Here is a 17,226-nt window from a genome sequence, read left to right on the forward strand (position 1 = left end):
TGATCCAGCAGGGAGAGCCGTGGGCTTCGAGGAGATGTGGGCGTCGCTGCTGCCGGTCGGGCGCGATCCCGAGAGCGGGGGTTACCGCAGGTTCGTGTGGACCGCGCCCGAACTGGAGTGCCGTGCCTGGTTCCTCGACGAGGCGCGGCGGCGTGACCTGGAGGTCGAACGCGACCGCAACGGGAACCTCTTCGCGTGGTGGTATCCGGAGGGCATCGACCCGTCGGTGAAGGGCGTGCTGACGGGCAGCCATCTGGATTCGGTGCCGGGCGGGGGCGCGTTCGACGGCCCGCTCGGCGTCGTGTCCGCGTTCGCCGCGATCGACCTGCTGCGCGAACGCCGCGTACGGCCGGACCGGCCGATCGGGATCGGGGCCTTCGCTGAAGAGGAGGGCGCCCGGTTCGGCGTCGCCTGCCTTGGCTCGCGGCTCCTCAGCGGTGCCATCGACCCCGGCCGTGCCCGGGGACTCACCGATGGGGACGGCCGGTCGTTCGCCGAGGTGGCGGCCGAGAACGGCATCGACCCGGACACGATCGGGCCGGACGAGGAGTTGCTGGGCCGGATCGGCTGCTACGTCGAGCTCCACGTCGAGCAGGGACGGGCCCTGACCGATCCGGTCGGGGTGGCGAGCTCGATCGTGCCGCACGGGCGATGGCGGTTCGACTTCGCCGGGGAGGGCAACCACGCGGGCACGACCCGGCTGGCCGACCGGCGCGACCCGATGCTCGCGTTCGCCCGGATGGTGCTCGCCGCCCGCGAGGCCGCCGAGCGCAACGAGACCGTGGCGACGGTCGGGAAGGTGCACGTGACGCCGGGCGGGGTGAACGCCATCCCGTCCAGCGTCGCCGCCTGGCTCGACAGCCGGGGCCCCGTCGATGACGCCGTCCGGCGCACGGTGGCGGAGATCCACGAGGCCGCGCGGGCCGGCGCCGGGGCGCACGGGGTGACCGTCGACCTGGCCGAGGAGTCCTACACCGAGGTCGTCGACTTCAATCTCGATCTCCGCGACCGGGTGGTCAAGGCGCTCGGCGGCGTGCCCGTCCTGCCGACCGGCGCCGGTCACGACGCGGGCATCCTCGCCTCCCGCATGCCGACCGCGATGGTGTTCGTGCGCAATCCGACCGGCGTCTCGCATGCCCCCTCGGAGTTCGCGGAAGAGGACGACTGCCTGGCCGGAGTTGAGGCCCTCGCGACCGTACTCAACGACCTTGCTTGCGGGTAGGTGTCTCAGTATGCGATGGCATGCCGAGTTCGCCTGGCTCGGAGACGGAGTGGCCGCCGATGTGCTCATCGAGGCCGACGGAGAACGTTTCACCAGCGTCACGCCTGGTGTCCCGGCCCCGCCGGACGCCGCACGGCTCCCCGGCCTGACCCTCCCGGGCCTGGCCAACGCCCATTCACACGCCTTCCACCGCGCGCTCCGCGGCCGCGTTCAGGCCGATCGGGGCACGTTCTGGACCTGGCGCGAGCAGATGTACAAGATCGCGGAACGGCTCGATCCCGTGTCGTACCGTGCCCTGGCCACCGCCGTGTACGCGGAGATGGCGCTCGCCGGGATCAGCTGTGTCGGCGAGTTCCACTACTTGCACCACGGCCCCGGCGGTGAGCCCTACGGCGAGCCGAACGCCATGGGCGAGGCGCTGATCGCCGCCGCCGCCGACGCGGGCATCCGGATCACGCTCCTGGACGCCTGCTACCTGGCGGGCGGGATCGGGCAGCCGCTCAAGGGGCCTCAACTGCGCTTCGGCGACGGCACGGCCGGCAACTGGGCGAGCCGCGTCGACAGCCTCTATGAGTCGACCGGCAAGACCGCACGACCGCACGCCCGGGTGGGCGCCGCGATCCACTCCGTGCGCGCCGTGCCGCGCGAGCAGATCGCCGCGGTCGCGAGCTGGGCCAAGGAGCACCGGGCGCCGCTGCACGTCCACCTCTCTGAGCAGCCCGCGGAGAACGAGGAGTGCCTGGCGGAGTACGAGATGACGCCGACCCGCCTGCTCGCCGACTGCGGCGCGCTCGGCGCCCTCACCGTCGCGGTGCACGCCACCCATCTCACCGAGGAGGACATCGGGCTGCTCGGCACCACGACGACGGGCGTGTGCATGTGCCCGACGACCGAGCGGGACCTCGCCGACGGCATCGGGCCCGCCCGTGACCTCTGCGACGCGGGTTCGCCGATCTGCCTTGGCTCGGACCAGCACGCGGTGATCGATCTCTTCGAGGAGGCGCGCGCGGTCGAGCTGGACGAACGGCTGCGCACGCGGCAGCGCGGGCACTGGAGCTCCGGCGAGCTTCTCGCCGCCGCCACGTCCAGCGGCCACTACGGCCTGGGCTGGCCGGAGGCGGGGCGTTTGGAGCCCGGCGCCTACGCCGACCTCGTCGCGGTCGGGCTGGACTCCGTGCGCACGGCGGGGCCGGGGCCGCAGTTCGCCGCCGAGACCGCGGTGTTCGCCGCGACCGCCGCCGATGTCCGGCATGTGGTGGTCTCCGGACGCGAGATCGTCCGCGACGGACGCCATCTCCTCGTTGACGACGTCCCGGCCGCCCTGGCCGCCGCGATCGCCGAGGTCACCGCCGAACCTGATCCCGAATCCACCCCCGCCCCCGACACCGAATCCTGATCACGTCCGGAGGGAGGCCGCCGCCAGCACCTCCTCCGGACGTCCTTCGGCCCGGACCCGCCCGCGTTCGAGGAGCAGGCAGTGGCCGGCGCGGCGCGCCGCGTCGTCGTCGTGCGTGGCGTGCACCACGGTCGTGCCCGTCGCGGTGATCTCGTCGATGATGGCGAGGACGCGCTCCCGCGCGGCGGTGTCCAGCCCGGCGGCGGGCTCGTCGAGCAGCAGCACGCCGGACTCCTGTGCCAGGCCCTGCGCGATGAGGACGCGCTGACGCTGCCCGCCCGACAGTTCGGCGAACTGCCGGCGGGCCAGGTCGGCGGCGCCCACCCGTTCGAGGCAGTCCCGGACGACGGCATGGTCGCGGGCGGTCGTCCGGCGCCACCAGCCGAGGCGTTCCCACCGTCCCATCGCGACCGCGTCCCGCACCGACAGGGGCAGGGCCACGCTGACGGCGGTGTGCTGGAGGACGAGCGCCGGGCGTCGTTCCCCGTCGTGCCGCACGCTCCCCGCCGAGGGCGCGTGCAGGCCCGCGAGGACGCCGAGGAGCGTCGACTTCCCTGACCCGTTGTGGCCGAGCAGGGCGGTGACCCTGCCCCGGGGCAGCTCGGCGCAGATTCCCTTCAGTACCCGTTCCCCGCCGTAACCTGCGTCGATTCCGTCCAGCACGATCGCCGTCCCCACAGGCACCTCCCTTCCATGGTTGCAAACGATAACGGTTTTCATTGTATGGTGCCGTCATGGAGTGGTTGTTCGCCCCTTTTGGGGTGTCTTTCGTTGAACGCGCCTTGTGGGGCGGTTTGCTGGTATCAGGCATCTGCGCCCTCGCGGGGACGTGGGTCGTCCTGCGCGGCATGGCCTTCCTCGGCGACGCGATGTCGCACGGGATGCTCCCGGGTGTGGCCCTGGCCTCGCTGCTGGGCGGCAACCTGTTCGCCGGGGCGCTCGCCAGCGCGGTCGCGATGGCGTTCGGCGTCACCGCGCTGTCGCGGTCGCGGCGCCTGACGGACGACACCGCCATCGGGCTGCTGTTCGTGGGGATGCTCGCGCTCGGTGTGATCATCGTCTCGCGCTCGGAGAGCTTCGCGGTGGATCTGACCGCCTTCCTGTTCGGCGACGTGCTCGCCGTCCGCCCGCGTGATCTGGTGCTGCTGGCCGCCGCCCTCGGGGTCGCGGCCGTCATCGCCCTGCTGGGGCACCGCGCGTTCCTCGCGCTCGCCTTCGACCCGCGCAAGGCCGCCACCCTCGGGCTGCGTCCCCGGCTGGCGCACGGGATGCTGCTCGCCCTGCTGACGCTCGCGATCACCGCCTCCTTCCATGTGGTCGGCACCCTCCTGGTCTTCGGCCTGCTGATCGCGCCACCGGCCGCCGCCGTGTTGTGGGCGCGCAGCGTTCCCCTGGTCATGGCCGGCGCCGCGCTGGCGGGCGCCGCGTCCACGGTGATCGGGCTGCTGCTCTCCTGGCATCTGCGCACGGCGGCCGGCGCGACGATCGCGGTCACGGCCGTCGCCCTGTTCTTCCTGTCCGCCGCGGCGGCCCGGCTCCGCGACCGCTGGGCCCCGGCGACCGCCCGGCCCGTACGCGGCCTCATCGAGCCGGAGCACGCCTCATGACCCCCCGCCTGCCGTACCGCCCCGCCACCGCCGTCGCGGTGGCCGGGCTCCTGGCCACCGCCTGCGGTGGCGGGGACAGCCGTCCGAGCTCCGCCGCCGAGAAACCGCACGGGTACGTGGCGGGAGCCGAAGAGGCATCCGAGGCGCAGTGGCGGCTCGTCCTCGCAGGCGACGACCGCGTCCGCCTCCTGGATCCCGCGACCGAGAAGGTCACCGACGTGGCGGCGGCGCCCGGCGTCACCGGCGTGCGCAGCGACGGGCGCTTCGCCTACCTGACCACGTCCGCAGGAATGCGCACGGTGGACAGCGGGGTCTGGACCGTCGACCACGGCGACCATGTTCACTACTACAAGGCCGCCGTCCGCGACGTCGGGACCGTCCCCGGCACACCCGGCGCCATCACCGGCGACCAGGCGGTCACCGCGGTGTCCGGCGGGCCGGCCGTCCGCGTCCTGGACCGCAAGGCACTGGAGGGCGGCAAGATCCCGGCCGCCCGCGGGATCCCGGGACGCGCGGCCGTCGCGTACGCCGAGCACCTCGTCATCGCCGCCGACGACGGGACGGTACGCGTGCACGATCGCCAGGGCGCCGAGACCGCCCGGCTCACCGAGCCGTGCCCGCAGGCGCGTGGACAGGCGGTGACCAAACGCGGCGCCGTGCTGGGCTGTGCGGACGGCGCGCTGCTGGTGACCGGGAAGGACGGCCGGCTGACCGGGACCAAGATCGCCTATCCCGGCCGCGTCCGAGCCGCGGAAAGAGCCACGGAGTTCCACCACCGCCCGGGCACCCCGGTCCTGGCCGCCAAGGCCGGCGACCGCGGGCTGTGGATCCTCAATCTGGCCGCCAAATCCTGGAATCGCGCGGGCTCGGCTCCGCTGACCGCCGTGAGCGGCACAGGTGAGGACGCACCGGTGCTCGCCCTCGACACCGGCGGCACGTTGCGGTCCTACGACCCCAAGACCGGCAAGCAAGGCGACAAGACCAACATCCTGAAGAAGCCCAATGCCGCATCGGTGATCCAGGTGGACACCGCCCGCGCCTACGTCAACGACCCCGCGGGCCGCCGGGTCGTCGAGATCGACTACCGCGACGGCCTCCGCGTCGCCCGCACCTTCGACCTGGCGTTCAGCCCCCAGCACATGGTGGAGACGGGATGGTGACCCGCGCCACGGCAGCCGCCGTCCTGCTGATCCTGGCCCTCACCGGATGCTCGGCGCTCGGCGGCGCCGACCGGACGGGCATCGTCGTCACCACCAACATCCTCGGCGACGTCACCCGCGCGATCGCCGGTGACGAGACCACGGTCACGGTGCTGATGAAGCCGGGCGCCGACCCCCACTCGTTCGGCGTCTCCGCCCAGGACGCGGCGCGGATGGAGAACGCGGCGCTGCTGGTCCACAACGGCCTCGGCCTGGAGGAGGGCGTGGCCCGCAACGTCGAGACGGCCCGTTCATCCGGCGTACCGACCCTGGACGTAGGAGCGGGCATCGGCCCCCTCGCCTACAAGTCCGGCGAGAACGCCCAGCGACCCGACCCGCACTTCTGGACCGACCCCGCCCGGATGCTCAAGGCCGTCGATCTGATCACGTCGCGGATCATCAAACACCTTCCCGGCGCCGACGCCGCCAAGATCCGCGCCAACGCCGCCGCGTACCGGGCGCACCTCCTCGACCTCGACCGCTGGATGACCGCGCGCTTCGCCGCCCTCCCCGCCGACCGCCGCAACCTGGTCACCAACCATCACGTCTTCGGCTACCTGGCCGAACGGTTCGGCTTCACCGTGATCGGCGCGGTCATCCCCAGTGGCACGACACTGGCCTCGCCCAGCGGCGCGGACCTGAAGTCGCTGGCCGACGCCGTCCGCCGCGCCGGCGTCCCGACGGTCTTCGCCGACTCCTCCCAGCCCGACCGGCTCGCCCGCGTCATGGCGGCCGAGACGGGCCTGCGGATCAAGGTCACGCCGCTGTACTCCGAATCGCTCACCGCCGCCGACGGCGGCGCCCCCACCTACCTGCGGATGATGCGCGCCAACACCGACGCCATCGTCGCCGGCCTCACACAGGAAAGAGATCGATGAAGTCCCTGCTTGTGACCCTCCCGCTCACGGCGCTCGCCCTCACCGCCTGCGGCGGTGCCGACACCAGGAACTCCACGGCCGCCGCCGCGAAGGCACAGGTCAAGGTCGCCGACCCGCTCGTCACGACCTACGACGGTGGCCTCCAGATCCTGGACCGGACGACGCTCAAGGTCGTCCAGGACATCCCGCTGCCCGGCTTCAACCGGGTCAACGCCGCCGGCGACGGCCGCCACGTGCTGGTCTCGACCGCCACCGGGTTCCGCGTCCTCGACGCGGCCGGGGCCACCCTGCGCACCGAGGAGTTCGCCGCCCCCAAGCCCGGCCACGTGGTCCGGCACGCGGGTAGGACCGTGCTGTTCTCCGACGGCACCGGCAAGATCACAACGTTCGACCCCCGGGAACTCGGCACCGCCCTGCCGAAGGTCACCACCCACGACAGCGAGCACCCCCACCACGGCGTCGCCATCCAGCTCAAGAACGGCGAACTGGTCGCCACGCTGGGCACCGAGGACAAGCGCACCGGCATCCGCGTCCTGAGCCCGGACGGCAAGGAGATCACCCGCAACGAGCAGTGCCCCGGCGTCCACGGCGAGGCCACGGCCAAGGACGAGGCCGTGGTCATCGGCTGCGAGACCGGCGTGCTCATCTACGCCGGAGGGAAGATCACCAAGGTCGAGTCCCCGGACGAGTACGGCCGCATCGGCAACCAGGCGGGCCACGAGGAGTCCCCGATCGTGCTCGGCGACTACAAGGTCGACGCCGACGCCGAACTCGAACGCCCGGAGCGGATCTCGCTGATCGACACGACCACCGGCAAGCTCCGCCTGGTCGACCTCGGCGCCAGCTATACGTTCCGCTCCCTGGGCCGCGGCCCGCACGGCGAGGCCCTCGTTCTCGGCACCGACGGCGCGCTGCGCGTCATCGACCCCGAATCCGCCAAGGTCACCAAGAAGATCAAGATCCAGGCCCCCTGGAAGGAGCCCATCGAGTGGCAGGAGGCCCGCCCGGCCCTCTACGTCAACGGTGACACCGCCTACGTCACCGACCCGGCCACCAAGAAGCTCCACGCGGTCAACATCGAGACCGGCAAGATCAAGATCACTGCCGACCTGCCCCACACCCCCAACGAGATCACGGGAGTCTGAGCCGCTCGAAGCGGAACGGCGCCAGCGCGCCGTCCTGGTCGCCGCCGAGCACCTCGGCGGCGACCAGGTCACCGGCGTGCAGGCTCAGCGTGGCGCCGCTGTGCGAGACGGCGAAAAAGAAGTTGGGCAGCTCGGCCACCCGCCCCAGCACCGGCAGGCCGTCACCGGGGATGGGCCGTTCACCCACCCGGACGTCCTGCACGGTCGCCGCCCGGAGCCCGGGGTACAGCGAGCGTCCCGCCTCCAAGACTTCGTCCACCGCCTGCTGCTCAACGGTGCCGGACGCTCCGACCGCGCCATCGATGTCAGGGGTGTGCAGCAGCAGACGCCCGGCGCCGTCCGGGCGCAAATGAACGCGCGGGGCGTGTACGACACGAGACACCGACACCGCGACCGGCGACGTGTACACCAGGACTCCGGGCATATTGCGCATCGGCAGGGCCAGCCCGGCGAGCTCGGCGATCTGGCCGGCCTGCGGGCCCGCACAGTTGACGACCGCGTCCGCGACGAGCCGCCGTCCCGAGGCGAGCCGGACGGTGCGCACCATGCCGCCGGCCACCTCCAGGCCGGTGACGGCGTCGTTCTGTATCACCTCGGCACCACGGCCGACCGCGGTCGAGACCAGATGAGCGATCAGAGGAGCCGGCTCGATCCAGCCCTCGCGCGGAAAGTAGGCGATCTCGTCCGGCGGGAGCTCGGCGGGGTCGATGTCGGGTTCGAGCCGTAGCACTTCCGCACGGCTGAGCCAGCGCGCGTCGTAGCCGTATTGCAGAACGCCGTCGACCTTCCTGCGCAGCTGCTCGCGTTCGGCGTCGTCGTCGGCCCACTCCAGGTTGCCGCTCTCGTGGTACCAGCGGCCATGGGGCACCTCGGCCGCCAGCCTCCGATGGGCCTCCATGCCGGCGACGCTGAGATCGTGGTACGACCGTGGCTGCTTGCCGCAGGAGTTGGTCCAGGAGAACGTCGCCCCGGAGGTGCCGCTCGCCGGCGCACCGGCGTCCACGACGGCGACACACGCACCCCGCCGTGCGAGCGACGCGGCCACCGCCGCGCCGTAGACTCCGGCCCCGACCACGACCACGTTCTCGACCATGCAGACCACTGTGTCCCACCGGCCCGAGCCGCCGTAAGACCCCACATGACGTGCAGCCCCGAGCCGGACGTTTCGCGGTCCTGCTCACCGGCTTAAGAAGGGGTGCGGAGGCGAACGGGAATCGAACCCGCCGACCCGAGATGCTCGGATCCCTACGGTTTTGAAGACCGGGAGGGCCACCAGGCACCCAATCGCCTCCGGGGCGGACCCTACACGGTCCCCAGGTGTCTCGGATCCGAGACGGATCGGGTAGGGCCGCCGCCCGGAACGGCCGGCGTGGATGCGATCCTGACCGGGTGAGCACTCTGATCAGCAACATCGGGGAACTGGTCACCAACGAGCCGGGGATCGGGGAGGGGCCGCTCGGCCTGCTCCACGACGCGGCGCTGGTCGTCGAGGGCGGCCGCGTCGCGTGGGTGGGTCCCGGCTCCGGGGCTCCCGCCGCCGACGAGGTCTTCGACGCGGGCGGCCGGGCGGTGTTGCCGGGGTTCGTCGACTCCCACGCGCACCTGGTGTTCGCGGGTGAACGCGCGGAGGAGTTCGCCGCCCGGATGAGCGGGCAGCCGTACAAGGCGGGTGGCATCCGGACGACGGTGGCGCGGACGCGGGCGGCCTCGGACGAGGAGCTGCGGGCGAACGTGCGGCGGCTCGTGGACGAGATGGCGCGCCAGGGCACCACGACCGTGGAGTGCAAGTCCGGGTACGGGCTGACGGTCGAACACGAGCAGCGGGCTCTCCAGATCGCGGGGGAGTTCACCGACGAGGTGACGTTCCTCGGCGCTCACGTCGTGCCCTCGGAGTACGGTGACGACACGCCGGGCTACGTGCGGCTCGTGTCGGGCGAGATGATGGCGGCCTGCGCGCCCCACGCCCGCTGGGTCGACGTCTTCTGCGAGCGCGGCGCGTTCGACGCCGACCAGACCCGGGAGGTGCTGGAGGCCGGGATCAAGGCCGGCCTGACACCGCGGCTGCACGCCAACCAGCTGGGCCACGGACCCGGCGTCCAGCTGGCGGTGGAGTTGGGCGCCGCAGCAGCCGACCACTGCACCTTCCTCAGCGACGAGGACGTGTCCGCACTGGCCGACTCGGAGACCGTGGCCACGTTGCTGCCAGGCGTGGAGTTCTCAACGAGGCAGCCCTATCCCGACGCCCGGCGGCTGATAGATGCCGGAGCCACGGTCGCCCTGGCCACCGACTGCAACCCCGGCTCCTGCTACAGCTCCAGCATGGCGTTCTGCATCGCAGTCGGCGTCCGCGACATGCACCTGACACCCGCCGAGGCGGTCTGGAGCGCCACAGCCGGAGGAGCGAAGGCGCTGCGGCGGATCGACGTGGGCCACCTGAATGTGGGTGCTCGCGGAGACGTGCTGGTGCTGGACGCACCCTCCTACATCCACCTGGCCTACCGTCCAGGCGTCCCGCAGGTGGCAGCCGTGTTCAAGGCAGGACGCCAGGTCTGAATCATGGCGATCGGGTTCGCGCGGTTCGAGTTCCAACTGGTGCTCATGTGGCGAATGCTGGACCTCGCGCCCGGACGGGTCGAGGACGCGCTCAAAGAGCTCGGGGCCACCAGGGCACAGATGCGTGAGGCGCACCGTCGCTGGGTGTCGATGCCCTACTCGAAGACGGCGCCAAAGGGGATCGCCCGCTATCGCATGGTGCTGGGACCGCCCGGCGAGACAGGCCCACGCACGTTCGGCGACCTGGACTGCACATACAGCCTGTGGGAACTGCCCCTGTGGCCGGACCTCCGCTTCGAGGTACTGACCGCACCAGACGGGTCCACGTGGCACCACTGGCTGGTCCGCGCGGAGGGCTCACCGACCCCCAAGCTGAACGGCCTGGACGACCTGACGCCCTGGTCCTGCGTCATCTCCGACCTAGGCGAACGCTTCGAGAACGCCCGGCACGTAGAGGGCGACGCACCAGGCCACTGGGGCGTCGAGTTCTCCACCGAGGGCCACGACTACCAAGCAAGATTCGTCCACGGCCTCCTGCAACTAGTTCAAGGGCCGAGGTAACGGCGGTTTACGCGGATCAGGGGCTTTTCGCGGCGGGCTATGTAGTCGGCGGAGAGGACTTCGGCGACGAAGAGGTGGTGGTCGCCGGCCTCGATGCGCTGGCGGGTCTCGCATTCGAGGGCGGCGAGGCCGTCGTCGAGGATCAGTGCGTCGGACAGGGGGCCGCGGTGGTGGGGCTCGCCGGCCAGGAGCAGGCGGGCGCTCGGCCTGCCTTCGGCCGCGAAGCGGCCGGCCAGGGCGCGCTGGCCGGCGCTCAGCACGGTCGCGGCCCAGCGGTCCTGACGGCTCAGTACCTCGCTGAGGTACGAGGTGGAGGCCACTCCGGCCAGCACCATCGGCGGCTCCAAGGACACCGACATGAACGAGGTGACGGTGGTGCCGAGGTCGTCGCGCCCGTCCCGCACGGTCAGCACGACCACGCCGGTGGCGAACCCCGCGATCGCCTCGGTGTAGTCCGCGGCGTTCATCTCCAAGTTCAGCGGATCTCCCAGGTGCCGGGCAGGGTGAGCGGGCCCGCGGCGGGCAGGCCGAGGCGGGCCGCCAGGCCGCCGAGCGACCCCCAGCCGTCGAAGCGGGCGTTCGCGGCGGTGCGGTCCTCGCTGGACTCCGGCGGGCGCAGCCGTTCGAACGGCGAGGTGTGCGGGTAGGAGCGGACCGGCGCGTCGGCGGCCAGCCCGCCCTTCTTGCGGGCCAGGTCGAGCGCCAGGTCGAGGCCGCCCAGCTCGTCCACCAGGCCGTGCTCCTTGGCGTCGGCGCCGGTCCAGACCCGGCCGCGCGCCAGCTCGTGCACGCGCTCGCGGGACAGCTCGCGGCCCTCGGCCACCTTGCGGGTGAAGTCGTCGTAGATCTGGTCGAGTGAGGCGTTGACCCGTTCCCACTCGGACTCGCTGAAGTCCTTGGTCGAGCTGAACATGCGGGCGTGCTCGCCCTCGGCGACGGTGCCGAGGCCCACGCCGACCCGGTCGAGCAGGCCGTTGACGACGGCCTTGCCGACGACCACGCCGATCGAGCCGGTGATGGTCCCGGGCTGCGCGACGATCGTGTCGGCGGCCATCGAGACGTAGTAGCCGCCGGACGCGGCCACGTTGCCCATCGAGACGATGACCGGTTTGCCCGCCTTGCGGGCCAGGACGACCTCGCGCCAGATCGCGTCGGAGGCCACGGCCGAGCCGCCGGGGCTGTTGACGCGGAACACGATCGCCTTGACCCGGTCGTCCTTCACGGCGGCGCGCAGGGCGGCGCCGATGGTGTCCGAGCCCATCGCCGTGCCCTGGGTGGGCAGCGGGCCGCCCCGGCCGCTACGGCCGAGCCGGATCGGGCCGTGCCCGCTGATCAGGGCGACGACCTCCTGCTTGCCCGGCTGGGGCAGCCGCCGGGGGAGCGAGTGTGTGCGGTTGTAGCGCGCCACGTACCGCAGCATCGCGTTCTCGCCGACCTGCTCACGCAGCTCGGCGTAGACCTCGTCGCGGTAGCCGAGCCGGTCGACGAGCCCCGCCTCCAGAGCCTCCGCGGCCAGCAGCGGACCGCGGTCGGTCAGCTCGCGGACCCGGTCGGCCGGAAGGTCGCGGGCCGCGGCGATCCCGGCGGTGATCTGCTCGCCGAGCGAGGCGACCAGGCGCTGCGAGGATTCCTCGTGCTCGGGGGTGTAGGCCTTCTCCATGAAGGTGTTGGCCATGGTCTTGTACTCGTGGCGCTTGGCGAACTGGGGCTGGACCCTGAGCTTCTCCAGGGCGCCCGCGAAGAACGGCTCCTCCAGCGCGATGCCGGTGAGGCCGACCTCGCCCGTCGGCTGCAGGTAGACCTTGTCGAACGCACTGGCCAGGTAGTACGGGACGGTGCCGCGGCCGCCCTCGCCGAACGTCTCGGCCCACGCGACGGTGAGCTTGCCCGCCTCGCGGACGGCCGTCACCGCCTCGCGCAGCTCCTGCGCCATGGCCAGCCCGATACCACCGGTGATCTTGACCACGAGGGCGCGCACCCGGCTGTCGGAGCGGGCGCGGCGCAACCCGTCGAGCACGTCGCGCAGGTGCGTGCGCCGCATGGAGAGGATGGCCGCGACCGGGTCGGCCGGCGGCGTCTCCACGACGCCGTCGGTGAGGTCGAGCTCCAGGACCAGCGGCGCCGTCCGCCGGTCCCGGGCCTGCTTGAGTGCGCTGACGACTGAACCGGGATCCACCATGGGCCAAGCCTATGCGGTCAGCGCGCGAAGGCCTGGTTGGGCACCGTGCTGCCGCTCGCCTGCGCCATCGGACGGCCCTGGGGGTCGGTGATGAGCGCGGTCGAGACCAGCCGTGTCCGGCCCGGCTTCAGGCAGGTGCTGACGACCGTGTACGTCTCGCCCGCCTGGACGCCGCGCAGGTAGTCGATGGTGAGGTTGAGCGTGAGCTGCGGAACGAAGTGCGCGCCGGTGCTCGCGCTCGCAAAGCACACGGCGTTGTCGAGGATCATCGCGATGTAGCCGCCGTGCACGCCGCCCGCCGGGTTGCAGAGGTGCTCCCCGGGCGTCCAGGCGAGCTCGACGCGGCCCGGCTCGGCGGCGACGACGCGCTGGCCGATGTGCGCGCTGACGTCGCTCAGCTCGGGGAACCGGCCCTCGCCCATGGCCTGGATCAGCTCAGCCCCGGACAGCGAGTTCCACAGATCGGCGCTTCTTTCCTCGATGCTCAACAGGTCGCTCCAGATGATCAGTCACTCTCGAACGCAAGAGTAAGTGCACATTTGCACATCCGGACTGTGCCCTTGGTCACCGGGTCGGCCGGACCTGGCGAGCGTCCCGGTTCCCGCGCGTCTCCATGATCTCCTGCCTGGCCCGCGGTGCCCTATCGTCACCGTATGGGAGACGGCGACGGCTGGGGCCGCTGCGAGCTGGGGCACACGCACTGGGGCCGGTACGGGGCGGCGGGGCTGCTGCCGTTCCACCGCGGCACCGACGGCGTGGTCCGGGTGCTGCTCCAGCAGCGGGCGTGGTGGGGGCTGGGCGGCGGTACGTGGGGGATGTTCGGGGGTGCCCGGCACAGCCATGAGGATCCGGTGACCGCCGCGCTGCGCGAGACGTCCGAGGAGTGCACCCTCGACACCCGGGTAGTACGGGTGCATGGCGTCAGCACCGAAGATCACGGTGGCTGGGATTTCGTGTCCGTGGTCGGCTCGGTCCCGCGCATGGTGGCCGTCAGGCCCGCCTCGATGGAGACCCGGAAGGCCGCCTGGGTGCCGGTCGAGGAGGTCACCGGCAAGCGCCTCTTCGAGCCGTTCGCCCGCTCCTGGCCCCGGTTGCGGTACGCCATGAGCCGGCTCGTCCTGGTCGTGGACGCCGCCAACGTCGTGGGTTCTCGCGCCGACGGATGGTGGAAGGACCGGGCAGGCGCCAACAGCCGGCTGCGCGACGAGCTGATGGTGCTGAACGAGGGCGTCTCGGGCCTGCCCGGCGGCCTGGCAGATCTCCTGCCCCTCGACCGTGTCTTCCCCGAGGTGGTCCTGGTGGTCGAGGGCGCCGCCAAGGGCGTCGAGAGCGTCGAGGGCGTCCGGGTCGTGGCCGCGCCGCGCAGCGGTGACGACCAGATCGTCGAGCTGGTGACCGACCCGGAGCCGGACACCACCTACCTGGTGGTGACGGCCGACCGGGAGCTGCGGTCCCGCGTAGCCGAGCAGGGCGCGGCCGTCACCGGCCCCAGCTGGCTGCTCGACCGGATCAAGCCTGCGCGCAAGTGAACTTCCCGTAACCGACTCAGACCTGCCCGGAACTCACCTGGTGGCCCGCCTCCCTGAGGACGGCCGTCGCCGCCGTCAGCCGGTGCTCGGGCACCAGCACCAGATCGGCGTGGTAGGTGGAGGCCACGAAGACCGAGATCCCGGCGTCGCCCAGCGGCCCCACGATCGCGGCCAGCATCCCCGGCACGTCCAGGCCGTGCGCGGTCGCGCCGCCGTAGAGGCCGACCCAGCGCGCGGCGTCCACGTACGGCGGCGCCTCCCGGATCACCGTCAGGCCCTCGGGTGCCCGCACCAGGGCGATCCACTCGTCGTCCTCGGGGAACGTCGCGTTCGGCACGTGCTCCACCAGGAACTGGGAGGGCACGACGTGCAGCTTCTGGGCGGTAGGAGAGGTCACTCGGGCAGTCTAGGTGCGGCCTTGCCGTCCGAATCGCCGTCCGCCTCCGAGACCTGCGCCTCTGAAACCTCTGACTCTGAGACCTCCGCCGCGCCACCCGCCAGGTCGCCCACGGTGGCACCGACCGGCATGTCGACCGGCCCGCCCGCCGTGCCTCCTGCCGGGACGCTCGCCGGTTCGTCCCCCGGAGGGTCGGAAGGGGCGCCGGCAGGCTCGACGGGGGTGCCCGACCGCACGCCGGACGGCCCCGGCGGGAAGTCGTTCTCGACGGCCGCCTCGATCTCGGCCGGGGCGACGTCGATGATGTCCTCGATGGGCTCGTCCGGGACGAGCCAGACGGCGCCCATCGGGGGAACGCGCAGGACGGCCGAGGCGGGCTGGGCGTGCCAGGGCTCCTCGACGGCCTCGACCATGCCCAGGTTGCCGACGCCGCTGCCGCCGTACTCGAAGGCGTCGGTGTTGAGCACCTCACGCCACGGCCCGGCCTGCGGCAGGCCCAGCCGGTAGTTCTCATGCGGGTTGCCGGAGAAGTTGATCACGCAGGCCACCACCGGCGCACGTTCGTCTACGGCCGCCGCCGTGCCTTGGCGCAGGAACGACAGCACGTTGCCGGCCGCGTCGTTGGCGTCGATCCAGTGGAAGCCCTCCGGCTCGTTGTCCCTCGTCCACAGCGCGGGATGGGCCCGGTAGGCGCGGTTGAGGTCACGGACGAGCCGCTGCACGCCGATATGGGCGGCGCCCTCGGCGGCGTTGTCCAGCAGCCACCAGTCGAGCGGGCGCTCCTCGGCCCACTCGGCGCCCTGGCCGAACTCGCCGCCCATGAAGAGCAGCTGCTTGCCCGGATGCGACCACATGTAGGCCAGCAGCACCCGCAGCCCGGCGAACTTCTGCCAGCTGTCCCCGGGCATCTTGCCCAGCAGCGACCCCTTCAGATGGACGACCTCGTCATGCGACAGAGGGAGCACGTAGTTCTCGGAGAACGCGTACACCAGCGAGAACGTGATCTCCCCGTGGTGGTAGTGCCGGAAGACCGGCTCGTGCCGCAGGTACTCCAGGGTGTCGTGCATCCACCCCATGTTCCACTTGAACCCGAAGCCGAGCCCGCCGAGATGGGTGGGCCGGGTGACGCCGGGCCAGGCGGTCGACTCCTCGGCGATCGTCATGATCCCCGGATTGCGCTTGTAGGCCGTCGCGTTCATCTCCTGGAGGAACGAGATGGCCTCCAGGTTCTCCCGGCCGCCGTAGATGTTGGGCGTCCACTGGCCCTCCTCGCGCGAGTAGTCGAGGTAGAGCATCGAGGCCACGGCGTCCACCCGCAGCCCGTCGACGTGGAACTCCTCCAGCCAGTAGCACGCGTTGGCCACCAGGAAGTTGCGCACCTCGGCACGGCCGAAGTTGAAGACCAGCGTGCCCCAGTCGGGGTGCTCTCCGCGGCCGGGGTCGGCGTGCTCGTACAGCGCCGTCCCGTCGAAGCGCGCCAGCGCCCACTCGTCCTTGGGGAAGTGCGCGGGCACCCAGTCGACGATGACGCCGATGCCCGCCTGGTGCAGCCGGTCGACCAGGTGCCGGAAGCCGTCGGGGTCCCCGAAGCGCGAGGTGGGCGCGTAGTAGGAGGTGACCTGGTAACCCCAGGACGGGCCGTACGGGTGCTCGGCGACGGGCAGGAACTCCACGTGCGTGAAGCCCATGTCGCGCACGTACTCGGTGAGCTCGTCGGCCAGCTCCCGGTAGCCGAGGCCGGGACGCCACGAGCCGAGATGCACCTCGTACGCGCTCGTCGGCTCGGAGATCCAGGAACGCTCCTTGCGCCGGTCCATCCAGTCGCCGTCGCCCCACTCGTACGACGAGGTGAAGACGCGCGACCCGGTGGCCGGGGGCGTCTCGGTGGCCTGCGCCATCGGGTCGGCCTTGGCCCGCCACACCCCGTCCGCGCCGAGGATCTCGTACTTGTAGACGGCGCCGTCGGCGACCTCGGGGACGAAGATCTCCCATACCCCCGTCGACCCCAGCGACCGCATCGGATGGGCCCGTCCGTCCCAGTGGTTGAAGTCGCCTATCACCCGGATGCCCCGCGCGGTGGGGGCCCAGACCGAGAACCCGGTGCCTGTCACGGCCCCGAACGCGGAGGCGTAGGTGCGGACGCGCGCGCCCAGCGCCCGCCACAGCTCCTCGTGCCGCCCCTCGCTGATCAGGTGCAGATCCAGCTCACCGAGGGTGGGCACGTGGCGGTACGGATCGTCCTGGACGATCTCGGGCCCGCTCGCGTACCGGACCGCGAGCCGGTAGTCGGGGACGGCGAGCGGCGGCGCCTCCTGTCCGGATCCGGACAGTGAGGCCTCCGGAGGGAGTGTGACGACGAACACACCCTCGTGGAAATGGCGCATCGGATACCGGTCGCCGTCAGGCAGGACCACCTCGACGTTCTCCGCCATCGGGCGCAGCGCCCGGACCGTCACGCCGTCCCGGCCTGGATGGGCACCCAGGATGCCGTGTGGGTCGTGGTGGTCTCCGCCGACGAGCCGGTCGATCTCAGCGCGCGTCACCCGTGCCATGGATCCAT

16 protein-coding genes and 1 tRNA gene are annotated in these 17,226 nt (G+C 71.8%); 9 read left to right on the plus strand and 8 right to left on the minus strand.

The window, feature by feature from the left end; genetic code table 11:
* The first annotated feature begins 19 nt into the window (after window positions 1-19).
* Together F8566_RS37920 and F8566_RS37925 are read left to right on the plus strand one after the other, a co-directional pair.
* Window positions 20-1,222, plus strand: a complete 1,203-nt coding sequence (locus F8566_RS37920) for an allantoate amidohydrolase (RefSeq protein WP_225993876.1) — start codon at window positions 20-22, stop codon at window positions 1,220-1,222.
* Window positions 1,223-1,232: 10 nt separating this feature from the next.
* Window positions 1,233-2,618 (plus strand): formimidoylglutamate deiminase, encoded by a 1,386-nt coding sequence (locus tag F8566_RS37925; RefSeq protein WP_151567014.1) that lies wholly within the window; start codon window positions 1,233-1,235, stop codon window positions 2,616-2,618.
* Here the strand turns inward: F8566_RS37925 and aztA are convergent, their stop codons facing one another.
* Complete coding sequence (gene aztA / locus F8566_RS37930; RefSeq protein ID WP_225993877.1) at window positions 2,619-3,296, minus strand: zinc ABC transporter ATP-binding protein AztA; 678 nt, start codon at window positions 3,294-3,296, stop codon at window positions 2,619-2,621.
* Between the two features lie 56 nt (window positions 3,297-3,352).
* Between aztA and aztB the strand changes: the two genes are divergently transcribed.
* The 4 genes from aztB to aztD are packed head-to-tail and all read left to right on the plus strand — an operon-like array spanning window position 3,353 to window position 7,447.
* Window positions 3,353-4,225, plus strand: coding sequence for a zinc ABC transporter permease AztB (gene aztB, locus F8566_RS37935; protein WP_151567018.1), 873 nt, complete (start codon window positions 3,353-3,355; stop codon window positions 4,223-4,225).
* Window positions 4,222-5,385: a hypothetical protein gene (locus F8566_RS37940; protein ID WP_151567020.1), complete on the plus strand. Its 1,164-nt coding sequence runs from the start codon at window positions 4,222-4,224 to the stop codon at window positions 5,383-5,385. Before aztB ends, F8566_RS37940 begins: the two co-directional genes overlap by 4 nt.
* Window positions 5,379-6,302, plus strand: a complete 924-nt coding sequence (gene aztC / locus F8566_RS37945; protein WP_151567022.1) for a zinc ABC transporter substrate-binding protein AztC — start codon at window positions 5,379-5,381, stop codon at window positions 6,300-6,302. The genes F8566_RS37940 and aztC overlap by 7 nt, the downstream gene beginning before the upstream one ends.
* On the plus strand, window positions 6,299-7,447 hold the full coding sequence (aztD, locus tag F8566_RS37950; protein WP_151567024.1) for a zinc metallochaperone AztD: 1,149 nt from the start codon (window positions 6,299-6,301) through the stop codon (window positions 7,445-7,447). Before aztC ends, aztD begins: the two co-directional genes overlap by 4 nt.
* Here aztD and F8566_RS37955 read toward each other — a convergent pair.
* On the minus strand, window positions 7,434-8,540 hold the full coding sequence (locus F8566_RS37955) for an NAD(P)/FAD-dependent oxidoreductase (protein WP_151567026.1): 1,107 nt from the start codon (window positions 8,538-8,540) through the stop codon (window positions 7,434-7,436). The genes aztD and F8566_RS37955 overlap by 14 nt on opposite strands.
* 103 nt (window positions 8,541-8,643) lie before the next feature.
* Window positions 8,644-8,739 (minus strand) — tRNA-Sec (locus tag F8566_RS37960).
* A gap of 97 nt (window positions 8,740-8,836) precedes the next feature.
* Between F8566_RS37960 and hutI the strand changes: the two genes are divergently transcribed.
* On the plus strand, window positions 8,837-10,000 hold the full coding sequence (gene hutI / locus F8566_RS37965) for an imidazolonepropionase (protein WP_151567028.1): 1,164 nt from the start codon (window positions 8,837-8,839) through the stop codon (window positions 9,998-10,000).
* A gap of 3 nt (window positions 10,001-10,003) precedes the next feature.
* Window positions 10,004-10,561 (plus strand): hypothetical protein, encoded by a 558-nt coding sequence (locus F8566_RS37970; protein ID WP_151567030.1) that lies wholly within the window; start codon window positions 10,004-10,006, stop codon window positions 10,559-10,561.
* Here the strand turns inward: F8566_RS37970 and F8566_RS37975 are convergent.
* Genes F8566_RS37975 through F8566_RS37985 form a run of 3 tightly spaced genes read right to left on the minus strand, consistent with a single transcriptional unit; the run spans window position 10,546 to window position 13,228 of the window.
* A complete protein-coding gene (locus tag F8566_RS37975) occupies window positions 10,546-11,028 on the minus strand; it encodes a flavin reductase family protein (protein WP_151567342.1) in 483 nt (160 codons plus the stop codon). The two genes, F8566_RS37970 and F8566_RS37975, sit on opposite strands and share 16 nt — an antisense overlap.
* Window positions 11,029-11,036: 8 nt before the next feature.
* Entirely contained in the window at window positions 11,037-12,740 is a 1,704-nt protein-coding gene (gene sppA / locus F8566_RS37980; RefSeq protein ID WP_151567032.1) for a signal peptide peptidase SppA, read from the minus strand.
* Window positions 12,741-12,757: 17 nt separating this feature from the next.
* Window positions 12,758-13,228 carry a PaaI family thioesterase gene (locus F8566_RS37985; RefSeq protein WP_225993878.1) on the minus strand — a complete coding sequence of 157 codons (471 nt, stop codon included), beginning with the start codon at window positions 13,226-13,228 and terminating at the stop codon, window positions 12,758-12,760.
* A gap of 165 nt (window positions 13,229-13,393) precedes the next feature.
* Between F8566_RS37985 and F8566_RS37990 the strand changes: the two genes are divergently transcribed.
* Window positions 13,394-14,269 carry an NUDIX domain-containing protein gene (locus F8566_RS37990; RefSeq protein ID WP_151567035.1) on the plus strand — a complete coding sequence of 292 codons (876 nt, stop codon included), beginning with the start codon at window positions 13,394-13,396 and terminating at the stop codon, window positions 14,267-14,269.
* Window positions 14,270-14,285: 16 nt separating this feature from the next.
* Here the strand turns inward: F8566_RS37990 and F8566_RS37995 are convergent, their stop codons facing one another.
* Both F8566_RS37995 and glgB read right to left on the minus strand, forming a co-directional pair.
* Window positions 14,286-14,666, minus strand: coding sequence for an ACT domain-containing protein (locus F8566_RS37995; RefSeq protein ID WP_151567037.1), 381 nt, complete (start codon window positions 14,664-14,666; stop codon window positions 14,286-14,288).
* Window positions 14,663-17,218 carry a 1,4-alpha-glucan branching protein GlgB gene (glgB, locus tag F8566_RS38000; protein WP_151567039.1) on the minus strand — a complete coding sequence of 852 codons (2,556 nt, stop codon included), beginning with the start codon at window positions 17,216-17,218 and terminating at the stop codon, window positions 14,663-14,665. The genes F8566_RS37995 and glgB overlap by 4 nt, the downstream gene beginning before the upstream one ends.
* Between the last annotated feature and the right edge of the window lie 8 nt (window positions 17,219-17,226).

Source organism: Actinomadura rudentiformis (assembly GCF_008923185.1).
Lineage (GTDB): Bacteria > Actinomycetota > Actinomycetes > Streptosporangiales > Streptosporangiaceae > Spirillospora > Spirillospora rudentiformis.

Coding starts and splice junctions, on each gene's coding strand:
- aztB (WP_151567018.1), top strand. CDS start 3,353: ATGGAGTGGTTGTTCGCCCCTTTTGGGGTGTCTTTCGTTGAACGCGCC.
- aztD (WP_151567024.1), top strand. CDS start 6,299: ATGAAGTCCCTGCTTGTGACCCTCCCGCTCACGGCGCTCGCCCTCACC.
- F8566_RS37955 (WP_151567026.1), bottom strand. CDS start 8,540: ATGGTCGAGAACGTGGTCGTGGTCGGGGCCGGAGTCTACGGCGCGGCG.
- F8566_RS37990 (WP_151567035.1), top strand. CDS start 13,394: ATGGGAGACGGCGACGGCTGGGGCCGCTGCGAGCTGGGGCACACGCAC.
- F8566_RS37940 (WP_151567020.1), top strand. CDS start 4,222: ATGACCCCCCGCCTGCCGTACCGCCCCGCCACCGCCGTCGCGGTGGCC.
- F8566_RS37975 (WP_151567342.1), bottom strand. CDS start 11,028: ATGAACGCCGCGGACTACACCGAGGCGATCGCGGGGTTCGCCACCGGC.
- aztC (WP_151567022.1), top strand. CDS start 5,379: ATGGTGACCCGCGCCACGGCAGCCGCCGTCCTGCTGATCCTGGCCCTC.
- glgB (WP_151567039.1), bottom strand. CDS start 17,218: ATGGCACGGGTGACGCGCGCTGAGATCGACCGGCTCGTCGGCGGAGAC.
- F8566_RS37925 (WP_151567014.1), top strand. CDS start 1,233: ATGCGATGGCATGCCGAGTTCGCCTGGCTCGGAGACGGAGTGGCCGCC.
- F8566_RS37970 (WP_151567030.1), top strand. CDS start 10,004: ATGGCGATCGGGTTCGCGCGGTTCGAGTTCCAACTGGTGCTCATGTGG.
- sppA (WP_151567032.1), bottom strand. CDS start 12,740: ATGGTGGATCCCGGTTCAGTCGTCAGCGCACTCAAGCAGGCCCGGGAC.